15 protein-coding genes are annotated in these 16406 nt (G+C 70.9%); 10 read left to right on the forward strand and 5 right to left on the reverse strand.

The genetic code is table 11. The annotated features are described in order from the left end of the window. The first annotated feature begins 66 nt into the window (after nt 1–66). On the forward strand, nt 67–2472 hold the full coding sequence (locus tag CKY28_RS14115; protein WP_095998996.1) for a TonB-dependent receptor: 2406 nt from the start codon (nt 67–69) through the stop codon (nt 2470–2472). Here the strand turns inward: CKY28_RS14115 and CKY28_RS14120 are convergent. Continuing rightward, nucleotides 2469–3566: a Gfo/Idh/MocA family protein gene (locus CKY28_RS14120; RefSeq protein ID WP_095998997.1), complete on the reverse strand. Its 1098-nt coding sequence runs from the start codon at nt 3564–3566 to the stop codon at nt 2469–2471. The two genes, CKY28_RS14115 and CKY28_RS14120, sit on opposite strands and share 4 nt — an antisense overlap. Before the next feature lie 193 nt (nt 3567–3759). Between CKY28_RS14120 and CKY28_RS14125 the strand changes: the two genes are divergently transcribed. The 5 genes from CKY28_RS14125 to phbB all read left to right on the forward strand — a co-directional run bounded on the left by CKY28_RS14125 (nt 3760) and on the right by phbB (nt 9997). After that, nucleotides 3760–5205, forward strand: coding sequence for a S41 family peptidase (locus CKY28_RS14125; RefSeq protein ID WP_095998998.1), 1446 nt, complete (start codon nt 3760–3762; stop codon nt 5203–5205). 167 nt (nt 5206–5372) lie between these two features. Further along, nucleotides 5373–5870 (forward strand): hypothetical protein, encoded by a 498-nt coding sequence (locus tag CKY28_RS18785; RefSeq protein WP_176473106.1) that lies wholly within the window; start codon nt 5373–5375, stop codon nt 5868–5870. 142 nt (nt 5871–6012) lie between these two features. Next, nucleotides 6013–8187, forward strand: a complete 2175-nt coding sequence (locus CKY28_RS14130) for a xanthine dehydrogenase family protein molybdopterin-binding subunit (RefSeq protein ID WP_095998999.1) — start codon at nt 6013–6015, stop codon at nt 8185–8187. 48 nt (nt 8188–8235) lie between these two features. Beyond that, complete coding sequence (gene hemH, locus CKY28_RS14135) at nt 8236–9243, forward strand: ferrochelatase (protein WP_095999000.1); 1008 nt, start codon at nt 8236–8238, stop codon at nt 9241–9243. A gap of 31 nt (nt 9244–9274) precedes the next feature. Beyond that, complete coding sequence (phbB, locus tag CKY28_RS14140; protein ID WP_095999001.1) at nt 9275–9997, forward strand: acetoacetyl-CoA reductase; 723 nt, start codon at nt 9275–9277, stop codon at nt 9995–9997. Nucleotides 9998–10263: 266 nt separating this feature from the next. Here the strand turns inward: phbB and CKY28_RS14145 are convergent, their stop codons facing one another. Together CKY28_RS14145 and CKY28_RS14150 are read right to left on the reverse strand one after the other, a co-directional pair. Further along, nucleotides 10264–10995 (reverse strand): energy transducer TonB, encoded by a 732-nt coding sequence (locus CKY28_RS14145; RefSeq protein ID WP_095999002.1) that lies wholly within the window; start codon nt 10993–10995, stop codon nt 10264–10266. Nucleotides 10996–11374: 379 nt separating this feature from the next. After that, nucleotides 11375–11728 (reverse strand): glycine zipper 2TM domain-containing protein, encoded by a 354-nt coding sequence (locus CKY28_RS14150; RefSeq protein ID WP_095999003.1) that lies wholly within the window; start codon nt 11726–11728, stop codon nt 11375–11377. A 154-nt stretch (nt 11729–11882) separates the two neighbouring features. Here CKY28_RS14150 and CKY28_RS14155 point away from each other — a divergent pair, with 154 nt between their 5' ends. Then, nucleotides 11883–12872 carry an esterase-like activity of phytase family protein gene (locus CKY28_RS14155; RefSeq protein WP_095999004.1) on the forward strand — a complete coding sequence of 330 codons (990 nt, stop codon included), beginning with the start codon at nt 11883–11885 and terminating at the stop codon, nt 12870–12872. A gap of 122 nt (nt 12873–12994) precedes the next feature. On the opposite strand, the gene rpmB is transcribed toward CKY28_RS14155, so the two are convergent. Then, on the reverse strand, nt 12995–13282 hold the full coding sequence (gene rpmB, locus CKY28_RS14160; protein WP_095999005.1) for a 50S ribosomal protein L28: 288 nt from the start codon (nt 13280–13282) through the stop codon (nt 12995–12997). Nucleotides 13283–13417: 135 nt separating this feature from the next. Between rpmB and CKY28_RS14165 the strand changes: the two genes are divergently transcribed. Together CKY28_RS14165 and CKY28_RS14170 are read left to right on the forward strand one after the other, a co-directional pair. Then, nucleotides 13418–13597 carry a hypothetical protein gene (locus CKY28_RS14165; RefSeq protein ID WP_095999006.1) on the forward strand — a complete coding sequence of 60 codons (180 nt, stop codon included), beginning with the start codon at nt 13418–13420 and terminating at the stop codon, nt 13595–13597. Nucleotides 13598–13662: 65 nt separating this feature from the next. Then, nucleotides 13663–14091 carry a nucleoside deaminase gene (locus CKY28_RS14170; protein ID WP_095999007.1) on the forward strand — a complete coding sequence of 143 codons (429 nt, stop codon included), beginning with the start codon at nt 13663–13665 and terminating at the stop codon, nt 14089–14091. Between the two features lie 39 nt (nt 14092–14130). Here CKY28_RS14170 and CKY28_RS14175 read toward each other — a convergent pair whose 3' ends face one another. After that, the gene (locus CKY28_RS14175; RefSeq protein ID WP_176473107.1) at nt 14131–14811 is read right to left on the reverse strand and encodes a YiaD family glycine zipper/OmpA-like lipoprotein; all 681 of its coding nucleotides are present in this window, start codon (nt 14809–14811) and stop codon (nt 14131–14133) included. Between the two features lie 110 nt (nt 14812–14921). Here CKY28_RS14175 and CKY28_RS14180 point away from each other — a divergent pair, with 110 nt between their 5' ends. Then, nucleotides 14922–16226, forward strand: a complete 1305-nt coding sequence (locus tag CKY28_RS14180) for a hemolysin family protein (protein WP_095999008.1) — start codon at nt 14922–14924, stop codon at nt 16224–16226. Nucleotides 16227–16406 lie beyond the last annotated feature (180 nt).

Below are 16406 nucleotides of genomic sequence, written 5' to 3' on the forward strand. Positions count from 1 at the left end.
GAATCGAGCCTTGTTCGCCCCTGCCGGGTCGTTACCCTCGCGTGACAACCAGCAGGGAGAGCTCCGATGACCCGTTCCGCCGCCAAGCGTTTCCTGGTCTCGAGCGTGGGGGCGTCGCTGGCGGTCCTGCTCGCCCAGCCCGCCTCCGCGCAGACGGCGGGCGGCGCGGCCGCCGGCGCGGGCGCGGAAGAGGCCGAGACGAACCAGGAGGTGGTCGTCACCGCGACGCTGCGCGCGACCACCGTGCAGGACGTGCCCTTCTCGATCAACGCGCAGACGGAGGCCGACATCCAGCGCTCGGGCGCGACGACGCTGGAGGACCTGTCGCGCAACGTCGCAGGGCTGACCATTCAGAATCTGGGGCCGGGCCAGAGCCAGGTCGCGGTGCGCGGCGTATCGGCGGGCCAGATCGTGCGCGACCAGCCGGGCGTAAAGGAGCAGGTCGGCGTCTACCTGGACGACAGCGTGATCTCGCTCTCGCTGTTCACGCCCGACCTCGACCTGTTCGACCTCAATCGCGTGGAGACGCTGAGGGGGCCGCAGGGGACGCTGTTCGGGTCCGGGTCGGTGGGCGGCACGATCCGCTACATCACCAACAAGCCGCGCACCGACCGCGTCGAGGGGACGGTCGAGGGCAACCTCAACCTGGTCGACGGCGACGACCTGGGCGGGCACGTCAAGGGCGCGGTCAACCTGCCGCTGTCGCCGACATTGGCGGTGCGGGCGGTCGGCTACTACACGCGCTACGGCGGGTTCGTGGACGCGATCCGCGAAGGGGGCGGGCGCGACGAGGACGTCAACTCGGGCGAGCGCGTCGGCGGGCGGCTGGCGCTGCTGTTCGAGCCGACGGACGCGGTCTCGATCACGCCGCGCATCGTTTATCAGGAGATCGAGGCGGACGGGTTCAACCGTCAGGACGTGTTCAACCTGTTCGGCAACCGCTTCACCACCACGCGGCCGCAGGTGACCTTCGACGAGCGCGAGCAGTTCCTGCTGCTGCGCGAGCGGTTCCGCGACCGGACGTTCATCGCCGACCTGACGGGGACGATCGACTTCGGGGGCGTCGGGCTGACGTCGGTGACGACGTATATCGACCGCAAGATCCTGGCGTCGCGCGACGCGAGCGCGCTCACCGGATCGGTGTCGGTCGACCTCGGCTTCCCGGCCGCCGCGGTGACGATCCCGTCCAACCTGCGCGACACGACCGACCTGGAGACGTTCACGCAGGAGGTGCGCCTCCAGTCGACGGGCAGCGGGCCGTTCCAGTGGCTGGTCGGCGGCTTCTATTCCAAGGTCGACCGCGTCTACAACCAGACGCTGCCCACCCCCGGCTACGACGCGGCGACGGACGCGAGGCTCGGCGCGGGCACGTCGGCGTCGGTCCGGAACGGGTTCGGGCCGGATTCTCCCTACAACGCCTTCCTGCCCTACGACATCGAGCAGAAGGCGGTGTTCGGCGAGGCGAGCTACGAGGCCGGGCGGCTCACCGCGACCGCGGGCCTGCGCTATTACGACTTCAAGGAGGAGCGGCGTTTCCTATCGGGCGGCCTGTTCGCCAACGGCGACGATCGCACCGACCGGACGAGCTCCGACGGGTTCACGCCGCGCTTCCTGCTCAGCTACGAGGCGTCGGACCAGGTCACGTTCAACGCGCAGGCGTCCAAGGGCTTCCGCTTGGGCGGCGTCAACGATCCGCTGAACCTGCCGCTCTGCTCGCCGGCGGACGAGGCGCTGTTCGGCGGGTTCCAGAACTATGACGACGAGACGCTGTGGAACTATGAGCTGGGCGTGAAGTCGTCGTTCCGCGGCTTCACGTTCAACGCGGCGGCGTTCCGCACCGACATCAAGAACCTGCAGGTGACGCTGGACGCGGGTTCCTGCTCTTCGCGCATCGTGTTCAACGTCGACGAGGCGCACACGCAAGGGCTCGAGGTGGAGATCGCGGCGACGCCCGCGCCGGGGCTCGACCTGGCGCTGAGCGGGACGGTGCTGGAGGCGGAGTTCGACTCGACGCTGCCCGAGCCGCTCGCGACCTCGACGGGCATCCGGAACGGCAATCGGCTGCCCTCGGTGCCGAAGTTCCAGCTGTCGGCCAACGCGACCTATACCCGGCCGGTGAACGACACGATGGACGCATTCGTGTCGGCGAGCTTCCAGCATGTCGGCTCGCGCTTCACCCAGCCCGCCGACCAGGAGAACAACCCGCGCACCTTTGTGGCGGGCCTGCCCTTCGGCGGCGCGCCGGCGAGCGCGTCGACGACGCTGGACCTGCGCCTGCCCGACTATCAGCTGTTCAACCTGTCGGCGGGCCTGGAGTTCGACCGCGGGCTGTCGCTGATCGCGTACGTCAACAACCTGTTTGACGAGAATCCCATCCTCTCGTTCGACCGCGAGCGCGGCGGACGGGCGCGCCTCGGCTTCAACATCGGCCAGCCGCGCACGATCGGGGTGACGGCGCGCCAGCGCTTCTAGTCGAGGCGCACCGTCCTCCCCGTCGCGGCGGAGCGGCGGGCGGCGTCGAGGATGCGGGCGACGACGAGCGCGTTGGCGAGCGACGAGGGATCGTCGTCGGGCACGGCGGCGCGGCCGCGGATCACGTCGGCGAGGAAGGCGAACGGGTCGGCGTGCGCGGGCGGGGGCGTGGCGAGCCGCCGGTCCGCCTGCTCGCCCCGGCGGCGGACGAGCAGCGTGTCGCGGTCGGGGGCGAAGAGCAGGCCCCGTTCTCCGAAGACCTGGACGTCCTTTCGGTGGTCGGGCCAGTTCCACGACGCCTGCACGATGGCGGTGGCGTCCGGGTAGGCGAGCACCAACGTCGCCTCGTCGTCGACGCGGGCGCAGGACGGGTCGGACTTCAGGCGCTGGGTGACGGCAGTGACGCTGGTCGGCGCCCGGCCGTTCATGAGCCAAGTCATGAGGTTGGCGCCGTAGCAGCCGAAGTCGACCAGGGCGCCGCCGCCGTTCGCCTGCGGGTCGGTGAGCCAGGACAGGAACTCGGGCTGCACGCCCAGCTCCTTCGGACCATGGTGGCCGTGGCGGAACACGGCCTTGCGGATCGGGCCCACCTCGCCGCGGGCGAGCGCGGCCCGGATCGGCGCGCGCGAGGCGTACCAGGTCGTCTCGTAATTGGTGAGCAGCTGGATGCGGTGGCGACGCGCGAGCGCGGCCATCGCGTCCGCGTCGGTCGCGCTGAAGGCGAGCGGCTTCTCGACCATGACGTGGAGGCCGCGCGGGGCTGCCGCCTCGACGACGGAGCGATGCTCGGCGATGGAGCCGAACGCGACCACCGCCTCCGGCCGGACGCGGTCGAGCATGGGGGCGAGCTCGGCGTGGACGAGACGCGGGTCGAGCTTGAACTCGCGGACGTAGCGCTCGGCGACCGCGCGGTCGGGCTCGTAGATGCCGACCACCTCCACGTCGCCGCGCTTCTCCCAGCCGAGCAGCCAGGCGACATGGCCGTGGGTGAGCCGCGCCACGGCCAGACGCACCGGGCGATCGGGCGCCTGCGCGGCGGCGGCGGACGGCAGCATCGCGGCGACGACGAGCAGCAGGGCGGCGAGGCGGAACATGGGCGGCTCCTTGGCCGTAGGTGGCGGGATCGTCCCACCTGCGATACCGTGCGGCGGCGCGAGGGGTAAAGGCGTCGGCAATCAACGGTTCACGGAGGGCGTCCTAAGGCGGGAAACATAGGTACATCGCGCGAACATTCGGGCCTGACACGGACCTATCTTCGCGCTAAGTGGTGGAAAACCCGGAGAGAATATGAAGCGGTCGCGTTCGGTGTCGTTCCTGGCCCTATTGGCCGTCCTGACCGGCTGCGGCGGCGGTGGGGGCGGAGGCTCGTCCACGACGACGGTCGCCGCGGCGCCCGCGCCTGCGCCGACACCCGCGCCCAGCTCGACCTGCTCGTTGCGCGACCGGCAGGACTGGGCGGCGGCGCAGCTTCGGGAATGGTACCTGTTTCCTGAGACGCTGCCCGCCTCGCTCGACCCGAGCGGCTATGCGGACGTGAACGACTATGTCGACGCGCTGACCGCGACGGCGCGGTCGCAGCGGCGCGACCGCTTTTTCACCTACGTCACCTCCATCCGCGAAGAGAACGCGTTCTTCGAGCAGGGATCGAGCGCGGGCTTCGGCGTCAGGCTGTCCTACGACACGGCCGGCCGGCGGCTCGTCGTGTCGGAGGCGTTCGAGGGTACGCCCGCGCTGGCGGCGGGTATCGACCGGGGGACGGAGATCCTGGCGATCGGCACCTCGTCCGCCGACCTGCGTAGCGTGGCCGACCTGTTCGCGTCCGGCGGCCCGAACGCGGTGTCGAACGCGCTCGGGCCCAGCACGGCGGGGACCGCCCGGCTGCTCCGGGTCGCCGACGCGTCCGGCACGCGCGACGTGACCGTCGCCAAGGCGGACTTCGCGCTCACCCCCGTGTCGTCGCGCTACGGCGCGCGCATCCTGAACGACGGGGGCCGCCAAGTAGGCTATCTCAACCTGCGCACCTTCATCGACACGGCCGACGGGCAGCTGCGCAATGCGTTCGCGACCTTCCGCGCGGCGGGCGTGACGGAGGTGATCGTCGATTTCCGCTACAATGGCGGCGGGCTGGTCTCGATCGCGGAGCTGATGGGCGACCTACTCGGCGCGAACCGGACGAGCGCGGACGTGTTCAGCATCACCGCCTTCCGGCCGGAGAAGTCGCAGTTCAACGAGACGCGCTTCTTCTCGCCCCAGCCCCAGTCGATCGCGCCCACCAAGATCGCGTTCATCGGCACGGGCTCGACCGCGTCGGCGAGCGAGCTAGTGATCAACTCGTTCGTGCCGTATCTGGGCCAGAACGTGGCGCTGGTGGGCACCAACACTTTCGGCAAGCCCGTGGGCCAGATCGCGCGCGACCGGGCGCAGTGCGACGACCGCCTGCGCGTGGTCGCGTTCGCGACGCAGAACCGCGACCGGCAGGGCAATTATTACGACGGGCTCGCCACCACCGTGCGCGCGACGTGCCGGGCGGGCGACGACCTGAACTTTCCGCTGGGCGATCCGCGCGAGGCGAGCGTGCGCGCGGCGCTGGACTTCCTGGGCGGGCGGCCCTGCTCCACCATCGCGTCCGCGGCGCGCGAGGCGAGCGTGCAGGCGGTGGGCCAGGGCCGGCGCGAGCTCCTGACGCCCGAGCGGCCGTCGGTGGTGCAGCGTGAGGTGCCGGGGGCGTTCTGACGGGCGGCGTGGCGGAATGGAGAATTGATGGTTCGACTCCGTTCGGCGACGGGGCGGACATGCAGGTGCTGCCGTGTCATGCTGCGCTGACGGTGCGAGTGTCCGCTTTCAACCCATTGCGGACGTTAAGCTATGAACTAACCTCGACATCTTTACGGAGGTGTCTGGTGCTTATGTTCAAGCGAATGGCGACTGTTGGGGGATCGATCGTGCTGGCGTTGGCAGCGCCAGCGTCCGCTGCTTGCACAGGTGAGTTTGCCGCACTCGCGAAAGTTGCTGGCGGGGACGCCGACTTACTCCTCAAGGAGCCGGTAGTTAGGGCGCGATTGGCGGAGTTGATGGGGCCAGAGTTGGGCCATTTAGAAGACAGTCTTGCTGTTGCTGGTCCTATTGGTTTGAGCAACTGTGAGTTGGTAGTCGAGGGAAATTCGGCTCACAAGGGTGGGGAGCAAAACGCCATTCTATCGTTTAGCCTCTACTACGGTGTCATCACCGTAGGCACGCGTGAACGAGGCCAACTGTCTATATGGTCAACACGGCACAAGTCGCGGAAGCGTGGCAACTATTCCCACCTACCTGCACACGTGCGCGACTGGCTCTACGTTGCAGCCGGTGGCTTCCGCTCCCGGCTGAAACTGCCCGCCAACACAACAATGATGCACTGATCCAAGGTCCTATCGCGGTGGGTATAACGTCCGCTTTCGAGCCATGGCGAGAATTTATTGGGATTAGCGCAGAGGGCCAGGCGCGACGCGCCCGTTCCGCCGCGCTTGGCCGCGCGTATGCGGCTCGGCTAGGGCCGGGCGCATGGCGCGGGTTTCCAGGCGGGGGTTACTGATCGGAGGCGGGGCGGGCGTGGGGCTCGTCGTCGCTTGGAGCCTGTGGCCGCGGGACTATCCGGCGAACCTGGCGGTGGGGCCGGGCGAGCACGCGTTCGGCGCGTGGCTCAAGGTCGGCGAGGACGGTCGCGTGACGGTGACCGTCCCGCAGGCGGAGGGCGGGCAGGGCGTCTATACGGCGCTGCCGCAGATCGTCGCGGACGAGCTGGGGGCGGACTGGCGGCAGGTGGGCGTGGAGGCCGCGCCGGTGAACCCGCTCTACGCTAATCCGCTGGGGGTGGCCGAGCTGTTCGAAGGGGCGTTCGGGCGCGTGCCGGAGCGCTTCGCGTCCGCGATGCTGACCGCGGGCTCGACGTCGGTCCGGCAGTTCGAAGGGCCCGCGCGCGCGGCCGCGGCGACGGCGCGGGCGCTGCTGCAGCAGGCGGCGGCGCGGCGCTGGGACGTGTCGTGGCGCGATTGCGGCGTGGACCGCGGGTTCGTGACGCATGGGACGGAGCGGCTGCGCTTCGCCGAGCTGGCCGCGGACGCCGTAGGAGGCGACGCGCCCGATCCGCCGCCCGTTGGGCAGGGCCGGGGTGCGGGCCGGCTGACCGGCAAGTCGGTGCCGCGGATCGACGCGCCGTCCAAGGTGGACGGCTCCGCGCAGTTCGCGGGCGATGTGCGGCTCCAGGACATGGTGCACGCGCGGGTACGGGGCGGGCCGCTAGGGGATGGGCGGCTGGTCTCGGTGGACCGCACGGCGGCGGACCGGGTGCGCGGACTGGTGCAGGTGGTGGAGACGCCGAGATGGGTCGCGGCGGTGGGCGTCACGGGCTGGGCGGCGGAGCGGGGATTGGATGCGCTGAAGCCTCGGTTCGAGACGCGGGAGGTGCCGCCCGACGAGGCGGCGATCCGGCGGGCGCTCGAGGCGGCGCTCCGAATGGAGGGGAAGCGGGTCGCGGGCGAGGGCGACGTCGCGGCGGCGCTGGGCGGCGGGCGGCGGATCGAGGCGACCTACGCGGTCGGCCTCGGCGTCCACGCCTCGATCGAGACGGCGAGCGCGGTCGCGGCCTATCGCGACGGGCGGCTGGAGCTCTGGTGCCAGACCGAGGCCCCGGCTCACGCGCGCGCGGCGGCGGCGCGGGGGGCGGGGGTGGGCGAGGGCGACGTGGTGGTCCACCCGATGCTGATCGGCGGCGGCTTCGGCGCGCGGCTCGAGACCGAGCTGATCGAGCAGGCGGCGCACCTCGCGGTGGTGCTACGGCGGCCGGTCAACCTCGTGCGGACGCGCAGCGAGGAGATCGCGCAGGGACGGCACCGGCCGCCGGCGATGGCGCGCATGGCCGCGAGCCTGGGCGCGGGCGGGCTGGTGCAGGGCTGGAGCGCGAAGATCGCGTCGCCCGCGACGGGGAAGGCGCTGGCGCGGCGGCTGCTCGGGCGGGCGGCGACGCTCGCGTCGGCGGGCGAGCGGTACGCGGTCGGCGGGGCCGCGCCGCCCTACCGCATTCCGGCTTGGGCCGTGGACCATCACGCGGCCGACATCGGCATCGAGACGGGCCACCTGCGCGGCGGCGCGCACGGTTACACCTGCTTCTTCAACGAGTGCTTCCTCGACGAGCTCGCCAAGGCGGGGGGACAGGAGCCGGTGTCGTTCCGGATCGGCATGCTGGGCGGCAACCCCAGGCTGGCACGGTGTCTGTCGACGGCGGCGAGCTTGGGCGGCTGGGACGGCGGGCGGCCGGGCACGGGGCAGGGGATCGCGTGCCACAGCTTCCGCGGCGGCCACATCGCCGTGCTCGCCGAGGCGGACCGGAGCGGGGGCGGACGGCCGCGCGTCACGCGGCTGGTCGCGGCGGCGGACTGCGGGACGATGGTCAATCCGGACCTGGTGCGCCAGCAGATCGAGGGCGGGCTGATCTTCGGCCTGGGCCTGGCGCTGGGCGCGTCGACCGGCCTCGCCGCCGGCCGGCCGACGGCGCGCGGGTTCGACCGACTGTGGCTGCCGCTGCTCGTCGACGCGCCGGAGGTGACGGTGGACCTGATCGAGAACGGCGAGGCCTCGGGCGGGGTGAGCGAGCTCGCGGTGCCCCCGGTCGCGCCGGCGGTGGCGAACGCGCTGGAGGCAGCGACGGGGGTGCGGGCGAGGACGTTGCCGCTGTTGTAAGTTCCTCCCCCGCTGTAAGCGGGGGAGGAACTTAGCTAAGTGGGCGGCATGAACCCTCCCGCAGATCATCCCGCCATCCCGGCGCGCAAGGTGGGCGTGCTGCTCATCAACTTAGGCACGCCGGACGAGGCGGACTCCAAAGCGGTCAAGCGCTACCTCAAGGAGTTCCTCTCCGACCCGCGCGTGGTCGAAATTCCTAAGCTCGCCTGGCAGCCGATCCTGCGCGGGATCATCCTGAACACGCGGCCGAAGAAGTCGGCGCATGCTTATGGGCTGGTGTGGACGGACGAGGGAAGCCCGCTCGCCAAGATCACGCGGGCGCAGGCCAGGGCGCTGCAGGGTGCGTGGGGGCCGGGGGTGCTGGTCGACTACGCCATGCGCTACGGCAATCCGGCGATCGCTCGCCAAGTGCAGGCGATGAAGGATGCGGGGTGCGAGCGGATCTTGCTCGCGCCGCTCTACCCGCAATATTGCGCGGCGACGACGGCGACGGCCAACGACAAGGCGTTCGCCAAGCTCGCGCAGATGCGGTGGCAGCCGGCGGTGCGGACGCTGCCGCCTTATCACGACGACCCTGCTTATATTGGCGCGCTCAAAGAACTGGTGGAGGCGGAGCTGGCCGCGCTCGACTGGGAGCCGGACGCGATCGTCGCGAGCTTCCACGGCATGCCGGAGCGGACCTTGTTCAAGGGGGACCCGTACCACTGCCACTGCCAAAAGACGGCGCGGCTGCTGTCCGAGGCTTTGGGGCGCGAGCTGCTGGTCGCGTTCCAGTCGCGCTTCGGGCGGGCGAAGTGGCTGGGGCCGGCGACCGACGAGGTGCTGGCGGGGCTGCCGGGCAAGGGCGTCAAGCGCGTCGCGATCGTGGCGCCCGGCTTCTCGGCCGACTGCATCGAGACATTGGAGGAGCTGGCGATCCGCGGGCGCGAGACGTTCGAGGAGGCGGGTGGCGAGCGGTTCGCGTATCTGCCGTGCCTGAACGACACCGCGCCGGGTATCGCGATGCTGCGCAGCATTTTGGAGCGGGAGCTTGCGGGCTGGGTGGGCGTTCCGTAGCGTCAACCTAGATCAACAAGGGAGAGGCTGCATGGCGCGCGTGGCGATCGTTACCGGAGGGACCCGCGGGATCGGTGAAGCGATCAGCGTGATGCTGCGCGACGAAGGCGTGGTGGTCGCGGCGAACTACGCCGGCAACGACGAGCGCGCCCAGGACTTCACCCGGCGGACGGGGATCAAGTCGTACAAGTGGGACGTGGCCGATTTCGACGCGTGCCAGGAGGGCTGCGCGCGCGTCGCGGCGGACCTCGGGCCCGTCGACATCCTGGTCAACAACGCCGGCATCACACGCGACACGACCATCCTCAAGATGACGTACCAGCAGTGGAAGGAGGTCATCGACACGAACCTCGGCGGCTGTTTCAACATGGCCAAGGGCGTGTTCGCCGGCATGCGCGAGAGGAAGTGGGGGCGGATCGTCAACATCGGCTCGATTAACGGGCAGGCGGGGCAGTATGGCCAGGTCAACTACGCCGCTGCCAAGTCGGGCATCCATGGCTTCACCAAGGCGCTGGCGCAGGAGGGTGCGAAGTTCGGCGTGACGGTGAACGCGATCGCGCCGGGGTACATCGACACGGACATGGTGGCGGCGGTGCCGGGGGACGTGCTGGAGAAGATCGTGGCGCGGATCCCGGTCGGGCGGCTCGGTGGGGCGCATGAGATCGCTCGGGGGGTGGCGTTTTTGGCGAGCGAGGCGGCGGGGTTTGTGACGGGGTCGACGCTGAGCATTAATGGGGGGCAGCATATGTACTGACGAGGGCAGGCGCGGAAGCGAGCTTCCGCGCCGGTGCGCGCGAAGTCGCGCAGCCCGAAGTCCGGCCGGCGGGTTGCTCGCCCTTCGCGAGCAAACCCGTTCGACGTCACGCGGCGGCTTCGCCGTCGCGCTTTCTTTCTGAAAAAAGAAGCGGGACTCCGGCTCGAGGCCGGGGCGACGGGGGAGGGACGGTGTCGCCCACCCGTCCGGCGGAGTACGCGTTCGGCGATGGACCCCGGAACAAGTCCGGGGTGACGGTGGGGAGGTCAGTCCTCCATACCCCACCCAACCTCGCCCGTACCATCGTCCGCCACCGCCCGCCCGGTCGCATCCACCGACGGCCGGAACCGCGTCCGCCGCATGAACAGCCGGCACGTGAGCTGGTCCAGCGCCGGGTGTCCGCTCGACTCCGTCACCGCGCAGCGGGTCACGCGGCCGTAGGGGCCGACGGTGAAGCTGAATACCACCACGCCGGTCATGCCCGCCTCGCGCATCCATTCGGGTTGATCGTCGTCCGTCACCTCGCCGCTGACGTGGCGGAAGCGCCGCGCGACGGGCGCGCCGCCCGTGCCGTCGCCGGAGCCGCCGGCACCGCGGCCAATACCCTCGCCGCCGGCGCCCGTGCCGGGGCCGGGCTTGTCGGTCGCGCCGGAAGAGGGCGCGGGGCCGGTATCGGCGATGGGGGCGGCGAGGACGGGCGGCGGGGGCGGGGTGACGATCGGTTCGGGGGCGACGATCTCTTTCGGGCGCGCGCGTAAGGCGGGCGGCGCTGCCTCGCCCTGCTTCTCGCGCGTGCGGGCGGGGAGAGGGCGCGGCGTCTCGCGCGGCGGGGGCGGCGGGTCGGGGAGGAGGTTGAACGTCTTGAGCGCGTCGTCGGTTCGAGAGGCTAGGTCGACATTAAGCCCGAGGATCAGCGCGTAGCCGAAGGCGGCCGTCACCGCGGCCGATAGAGCGGCGGAGGCGAGGCGGTCGCGGGTGGGGCGGGGCTGGGACGGCATAAGGCTCCGGCGGGCCGACGGCGGAGCCGCCGGCTTGACGTCGAACGGAATCGGCTGCGCCGACCCGCCGGCCGCGTCCGGTGCCGCGCTGCGCGCACCGGCTCGGAAGCTGCGCTTCCGCGCCTGCGCCGGACATAACTAGGGGGCCGGTCGATACACAGACCGGCCCCCCGCTCCCGATACGCTACGCGGGAGACGTACGCACCGCCTACAGGCGGTAGCTTGCTAAGTGGTTGAGATCGGGGGTTCGCGACGGCGAAGCCGTCGCGTGTCGTCGAACGAGCTTGGCGGCTTGGCCGCCAACTCGCCGGCCGGGGTGATTGATGCGGGCCGCCGAGCGGCCCGCACCGGCTCGGAAGCTAGGCTTCCGCGCCTTCAATCACCGGCGGCAGTACCCCGGCCGATCGCTACGGTCGATCGCACGGCCGGCCAGCGCACCCGCGCCCGCACCGAGGACGGTGCCGAGCAGGCGGTCGCCGCGGGTGTCGATCGTGCGGCCGAGCAGGCCGCCGGCGATTGCGCCGACGATGGTGCCGCCGTCACCGTCGCGGCACTTCTGACGCGCGCGATAATTGTTGTAGCGGCGATAGTCGCGGCGGTCGTAATAGCCGCGATCGTCATAGTAGCCGCGATCGTAATAACGGCGGCCCTGCGCCTCGGCGGCGGTGGCGGGCACAATCGCGCCGGCGGTCATCGCGAGCGCCGCGCCGGCCATGGACAGCTTCTTGAACATGCTCCCTACTCCTTGCTCTTCAAACTCGGGGCGGCGGAATAACCGTCCGTCGATGATGCGCTTTTAGGTGATTCGTTTTGAGCCGAGCCTGAATGCGCTCGTTATCCATCGTTCAGGCTTTCGCGGGCGCGCGGCCCGCCCCTATGAGGCGCGGGTGCGCGTGCTCCTCGGCCTGTTGCTGGTCCTGCTGATCGTGCCCGGATGGTCGGGCTACGATAAGCTGCCGTTGCCGAAGGGCGGCGAGCTCCGCGTCGCGCCCGTGGCGCTCCATCCCGGCGATCCGCGCGTGCGCCGCGCGGGGCGGCTGCGCTATCTAGGGGGCATCGCGCTGGAAAGCGCCGATCCGGGGTTCGGCGGCTTCTCGGCGCTGCACGTCGCGGGCGGTCGGTTCCTGTTGCTGGGCGACGGCGGCAACCTGCTCGCGTTCAGGATGGGCGGGGACGGCCGGCCGCGCGACGCGCGCCTGTTCCCTCTGCCTGCGGGGCCGGGCACGGGCTGGCGCAAGCGCGACCGCGACAGCGAGTCGCTCGCGCACGATCCGGCCACGGGCCGCTGGTGGGTGGGGTTCGAGAACCACGACCAGATCTGGCGCTACGCCCCCGGCTTCGCGCGCGCGGAGCGGGGACGGGCGCCCCGCGAGATGCGGCGTTGGTCCGAGGGCGGCGGGGCGGAGGCGATGACGCGGCTCGCCGACGGGCGCTTCGTCGTGATCTCGGAACAGGCGAGGCCGCGGCGCGCGCCGGGAGGAAAGCGGCCGCGCGCGCGGGCGGGGCTGATCTTCGCGGGCGACCCCACCGCGCCCGGCGCGCGGCCCGCGACGTTCAGCTATCGGCCCGCGCGCGGCTACGACCCCGTCGACATGACCGAGCTGCCCGACGGGCGCGTGCTGGTGCTGGAGCGCGGCTTCGACCTGCCGTTCAGCTGGCTCACGCGCGTGGCGATCGTCGCGCGCGGCGCGATCCGGCCCGGTGCGATGGTCGAAGGTGAGGAAATCGCCAGGCTTCAGACGCCGCTCGTCGCCGACAATTTCGAGGGCGTGGCCGTGGGGCGGGAAGGCGGTCGGACGTTGGTGTGGCTGTTGTCCGACGACAACAACACGAGGCTGCAGCGGACGCTGCTGCTGAAGTTCGCGCTGGAAGGGTGAGCGACGGCGGAGCCGCCGCTCGACGTCGAATGGGTCAGGCCGCTCGGCGACCTGCCCGCCGGCCGGGCTCGGCGTTGCGCGGCCGCAGCCGCGCACCGGCGCGGTCGTCGCCGCGCCTGCGCCTATGCCGCCGAGCGTTTCTTGACGATGTCGCGCTTCAGGCGGCGCGCGCGAAGCGAGAGCTTCTCGTCCGACGTCTTGACGAGCCAGTTGTCGAGGCCGCCATTATGCTCCACCGAGCGCAGGCCGTGCGCGGAGACGCGCAGGCGCACCGAGCGCTCCAGCGCGTCGGAGAGCAGCGTCACGTTCTGCAGGTTGGGCAGGAAGGTGCGCTTGGTCTTGTTGTTGGCGTGGGAGACGTTGTGCCCCACCTGCCGGCCCTTGCCGGTCAGCTCGCAGATGCGCGACATGATGTTGATCCTGTGGTCCGGTGTTCGGAAAGGCCGCGCGGATAGCGGCACGGGCGGGTTCCGTCAACCGGATGCAACCCGCGGGCGGGCGGGCACGTTGTTACGCCAGCGATCCGAACGAGCGGGAGGGCCGGCATGCGCGGACTGTTCTTCATCTTAGGCGTGGTGGTGCTGTTGACGGTGGCGGCGATGCACTTCGGCTATCTGCGCTTCGGCGACGGAGCGCCCGCCGCGACGCCCGACCAGGGGATGACGATCGAGCAGGAAGCGGAGCGGATCGCGGCGGAGGAGCCGCCGGCGAACGGGGCCGACTAGCGCCCGCTTGACCCGCGGCGGCCGAGGCGTGCACGCGCCGGCCCATGTTCCCGGTTCCCGAACCCATGCGCCTGGCGCTCGAAGAGGCGCGCGCGGCGGCGGACGCGGGCGAGGTGCCGGTGGGCGCGGTGCTGGTCCGCGACGGCCAGGTGCTGGCGAGGGCGGGAAACGCGCCGCGGCGGCTCCGCGACCCGACGGCGCACGCGGAGATGCGCGTGATCCGCGAGGCGGCCGCGAAGCTCGGCGTCGAGCGGCTGGAGGAGTGCGACCTGTGGGTAACGCTGGAGCCCTGCGCCATGTGCGCGGGCGCGATCGCGCATGCGCGGGTGCGGCGGCTCTACTACGGCGCGGCCGATCCCAAAGGAGGGGGTGTGGAGCACGGCGCGCGCGTGTTCGCGCAGCCGACATGCCATCACCGGCCGGAGGTGTATGCCGGATTGGGGGAACGGGAGGCGGCGGAGTTGCTGCGGGGGTTCTTCGCTGGGCGGCGGTAACTTCTGCCCTCTCCCGCTTTCGCGGGAGAGGGAAGAGTGTCAGCCCTGCACGTCGTTCTGCTGGATCGGCACGACCTTGATCTCCACACGCCGGTTCGCCGCCTGGCCGTCGGGCGTGTCGTTGGGGGCGACGGGCTGCGTCTCGCCGAAGCCGCGCGTCGCGACGCGCGCGGGCGAGACGCCGCGGGTGGAGAGGTAATCGGCGACCGAGCGGGCGCGGCGTTCGGACAGGCCCTGGTTGTACTGGTCGGAGCCCGTCGCGTCCGTGTGGCCGTACACGTCGATATAGGTCTGGTTGTACTGCGCCAGCGTGCCCGCCACCTGGTCGAGCGTGGTGCGGAACTCGGGCCGGATGGCGGCCGAGTTGTAGTCGAAGTTGATGCCCGACGGGATGTTGAGGATCAGGTCGTCGCCCTGGCGCGTCACCTGCACGTCGGTGCCGGCGGTACGCTGGCGCAGCTCTTGCTCCTGCCGGTCCATGTAGGAGCCGATGGCGGCCCCCGCGATGCCGCCGATGCCGGCGCCCAGGATCCGCTCCGTCCGGTCGCGCCGTCCGCCGACCAGGTCGCCGAGCAGGTACCCGCCGACCGCGCCGCCGATGCCGCCGATCGCGGCGCGGCTGATGCGGCGCTCGCCCGTTTCGGGATCGGTGGTGCAGGCGGCGGTGGTGAGGGCCGCGGAGGCGGCGAAGCTCAGGACGACTTTGGACCGCAGATTCATTCGGATACGCTCCCTGACATACTATGGAGCCGGATAACTCGAAGCCGCCGGCGAACGTTCCCCTGCTTGCGGAACCGCACGGTCCGGGCCAAGTTGGGCCAACAAGCCCGATGGCACAGCTTCCCCCGTTCCCCTGGACCGACGTCCTGATCATTCTGGCGTTGGTCGCCCTGAACGGCGTGTTCGCGATGAGCGAGCTCGCCATCGTCTCCGCGCGCCGCGCGCGGCTGGAGGCGATGGTGCGCGCCGGCAAACGCGGCGCCGCGACCGCGCTCGACCTCGCCGCCGAGCCGTCCAAGTTCCTGTCCACCGTGCAGATCGGCATTACGCTGATCGGCATCATCGCGGGCGCCTATTCGGGCGCCAGCCTGGGCGAGCCGACCGCGGCCAGGCTGCAGATGCTGGGCCTGTCGGCGGGCGCGGCGTCGCGGATAGGCTACGCGCTGGTGATCGGGCTCACCACCTACGCCTCGCTGATCGTCGGCGAGCTGGTGCCCAAGCAGTTCGCGCTCCGCAGCCCGGAGCCGATCGCCGCGGTGGTGGCGATCCCCATGCGCTGGCTCGCCAAGGCGACCGCGCCGCTCGTCTGGCTGCTCGACCGGACCAGCGCGCTCATTTTCCGGCTGCTGCGCCTGCGCCGCGAGTCGGAGGACCAGGTGACGGCGGAGGAGCTGCATCTCGTCGTGGCGGAGGCGTCCAAGTCGGGCGTGATCGAAGAGCATGAGCGCTCCATCATCTCCGGCGTGGTGCGGCTCGCCGATCGGCCGGTGCGCGAGGTGATGACGCCGCGCACGGAGATCGACTGGATCGACGTGGACGCCAGCCCTGAGCAGATCCGCGACGCGCTGCTCGACACGCCGCACACGCGGCTCCCCGTCGCGCGCGGGTCGGTGGACGCGGTCGCGGGCGTGGTCCAGGCGCGCGACATCGCGGGCGCGCTGTTCCGGGGCGAGTCGCTCGACCTCCATCGGCTGATGCGCAAGGCCCCCGTCGTCATCGACCGGATCGACGCGATGGACGCGCTGAACGCGTTGCGCGAGGCCGACGTGCCCATGGCGATGATCCACGACGAGTACGGGCACTTCGAAGGCATCGTGACGCCCGCCGACCTGCTCGCCGCGATCGCGGGCGAGTTCCGGTCGGACGCCGACCCGGACGAGGCCCCCGCCATCGTCGAGCGCGACGACGGGTCGCTGCTGGTGGCGGGCACGGCGGCGGCGGACATGCTCGCCGAGCGGCTGGGGATCGAACTGCCCGAAGACCGCGACTTCGCCACGGTGGCGGGGCTCGCGCTCGCGGCGTTCAAGCATCTGCCGGGTGAAGGCGAGAGCTTCGTCGAGCAAGGCTGGCGATTCGAAGTGGTAGACCTGGACGGGCGGCGCATCGACAAGTTGTTGGTCAGCGCTGACGATTAAGGACGTTCTTGGGCCGCGCCGTCCCAGAACGCTCCATCCCGGACCAAACAGGCGCTGTACGTTACACGCACAACGCGTTGCCAATCCGAGAACTTTCCTTACTGTTGGTGCTAACAGGGGGAAGGCGAATGAGCCTGGTCGCGAGTTGCCCGGGGGACGGGCGGCTAAGTATTTGGTACG

Source organism: Sphingomonas lenta, assembly GCF_002288825.1.
GTDB lineage: Bacteria > Pseudomonadota > Alphaproteobacteria > Sphingomonadales > Sphingomonadaceae > Sphingomonas > Sphingomonas lenta.

Bases quoted from the DNA above. Each gene is read 5' to 3' on its own strand.
- CKY28_RS14125 (WP_095998998.1), top strand. From the start codon at position 3,760: ATGAAGCGGTCGCGTTCGGTGTCGTTCCTGGCCCTATTGGCCGTCCTG.
- CKY28_RS14180 (WP_095999008.1), top strand. From the start codon at position 14,922: ATGGCACAGCTTCCCCCGTTCCCCTGGACCGACGTCCTGATCATTCTG.
- rpmB (WP_095999005.1), bottom strand. From the start codon at position 13,282: ATGTCGCGCATCTGCGAGCTGACCGGCAAGGGCCGGCAGGTGGGGCAC.
- CKY28_RS14150 (WP_095999003.1), bottom strand. From the start codon at position 11,728: ATGTTCAAGAAGCTGTCCATGGCCGGCGCGGCGCTCGCGATGACCGCC.
- CKY28_RS14130 (WP_095998999.1), top strand. From the start codon at position 6,013: ATGGCGCGGGTTTCCAGGCGGGGGTTACTGATCGGAGGCGGGGCGGGC.
- CKY28_RS14175 (WP_176473107.1), bottom strand. From the start codon at position 14,811: ATGAATCTGCGGTCCAAAGTCGTCCTGAGCTTCGCCGCCTCCGCGGCC.
- hemH (WP_095999000.1), top strand. From the start codon at position 8,236: ATGAACCCTCCCGCAGATCATCCCGCCATCCCGGCGCGCAAGGTGGGC.
- CKY28_RS14120 (WP_095998997.1), bottom strand. From the start codon at position 3,566: ATGTTCCGCCTCGCCGCCCTGCTGCTCGTCGTCGCCGCGATGCTGCCG.
- phbB (WP_095999001.1), top strand. From the start codon at position 9,275: ATGGCGCGCGTGGCGATCGTTACCGGAGGGACCCGCGGGATCGGTGAA.
- CKY28_RS14165 (WP_095999006.1), top strand. From the start codon at position 13,418: ATGCGCGGACTGTTCTTCATCTTAGGCGTGGTGGTGCTGTTGACGGTG.
- CKY28_RS14145 (WP_095999002.1), bottom strand. From the start codon at position 10,995: ATGCCGTCCCAGCCCCGCCCCACCCGCGACCGCCTCGCCTCCGCCGCT.
- CKY28_RS14115 (WP_095998996.1), top strand. From the start codon at position 67: ATGACCCGTTCCGCCGCCAAGCGTTTCCTGGTCTCGAGCGTGGGGGCG.
- CKY28_RS14170 (WP_095999007.1), top strand. From the start codon at position 13,663: ATGCGCCTGGCGCTCGAAGAGGCGCGCGCGGCGGCGGACGCGGGCGAG.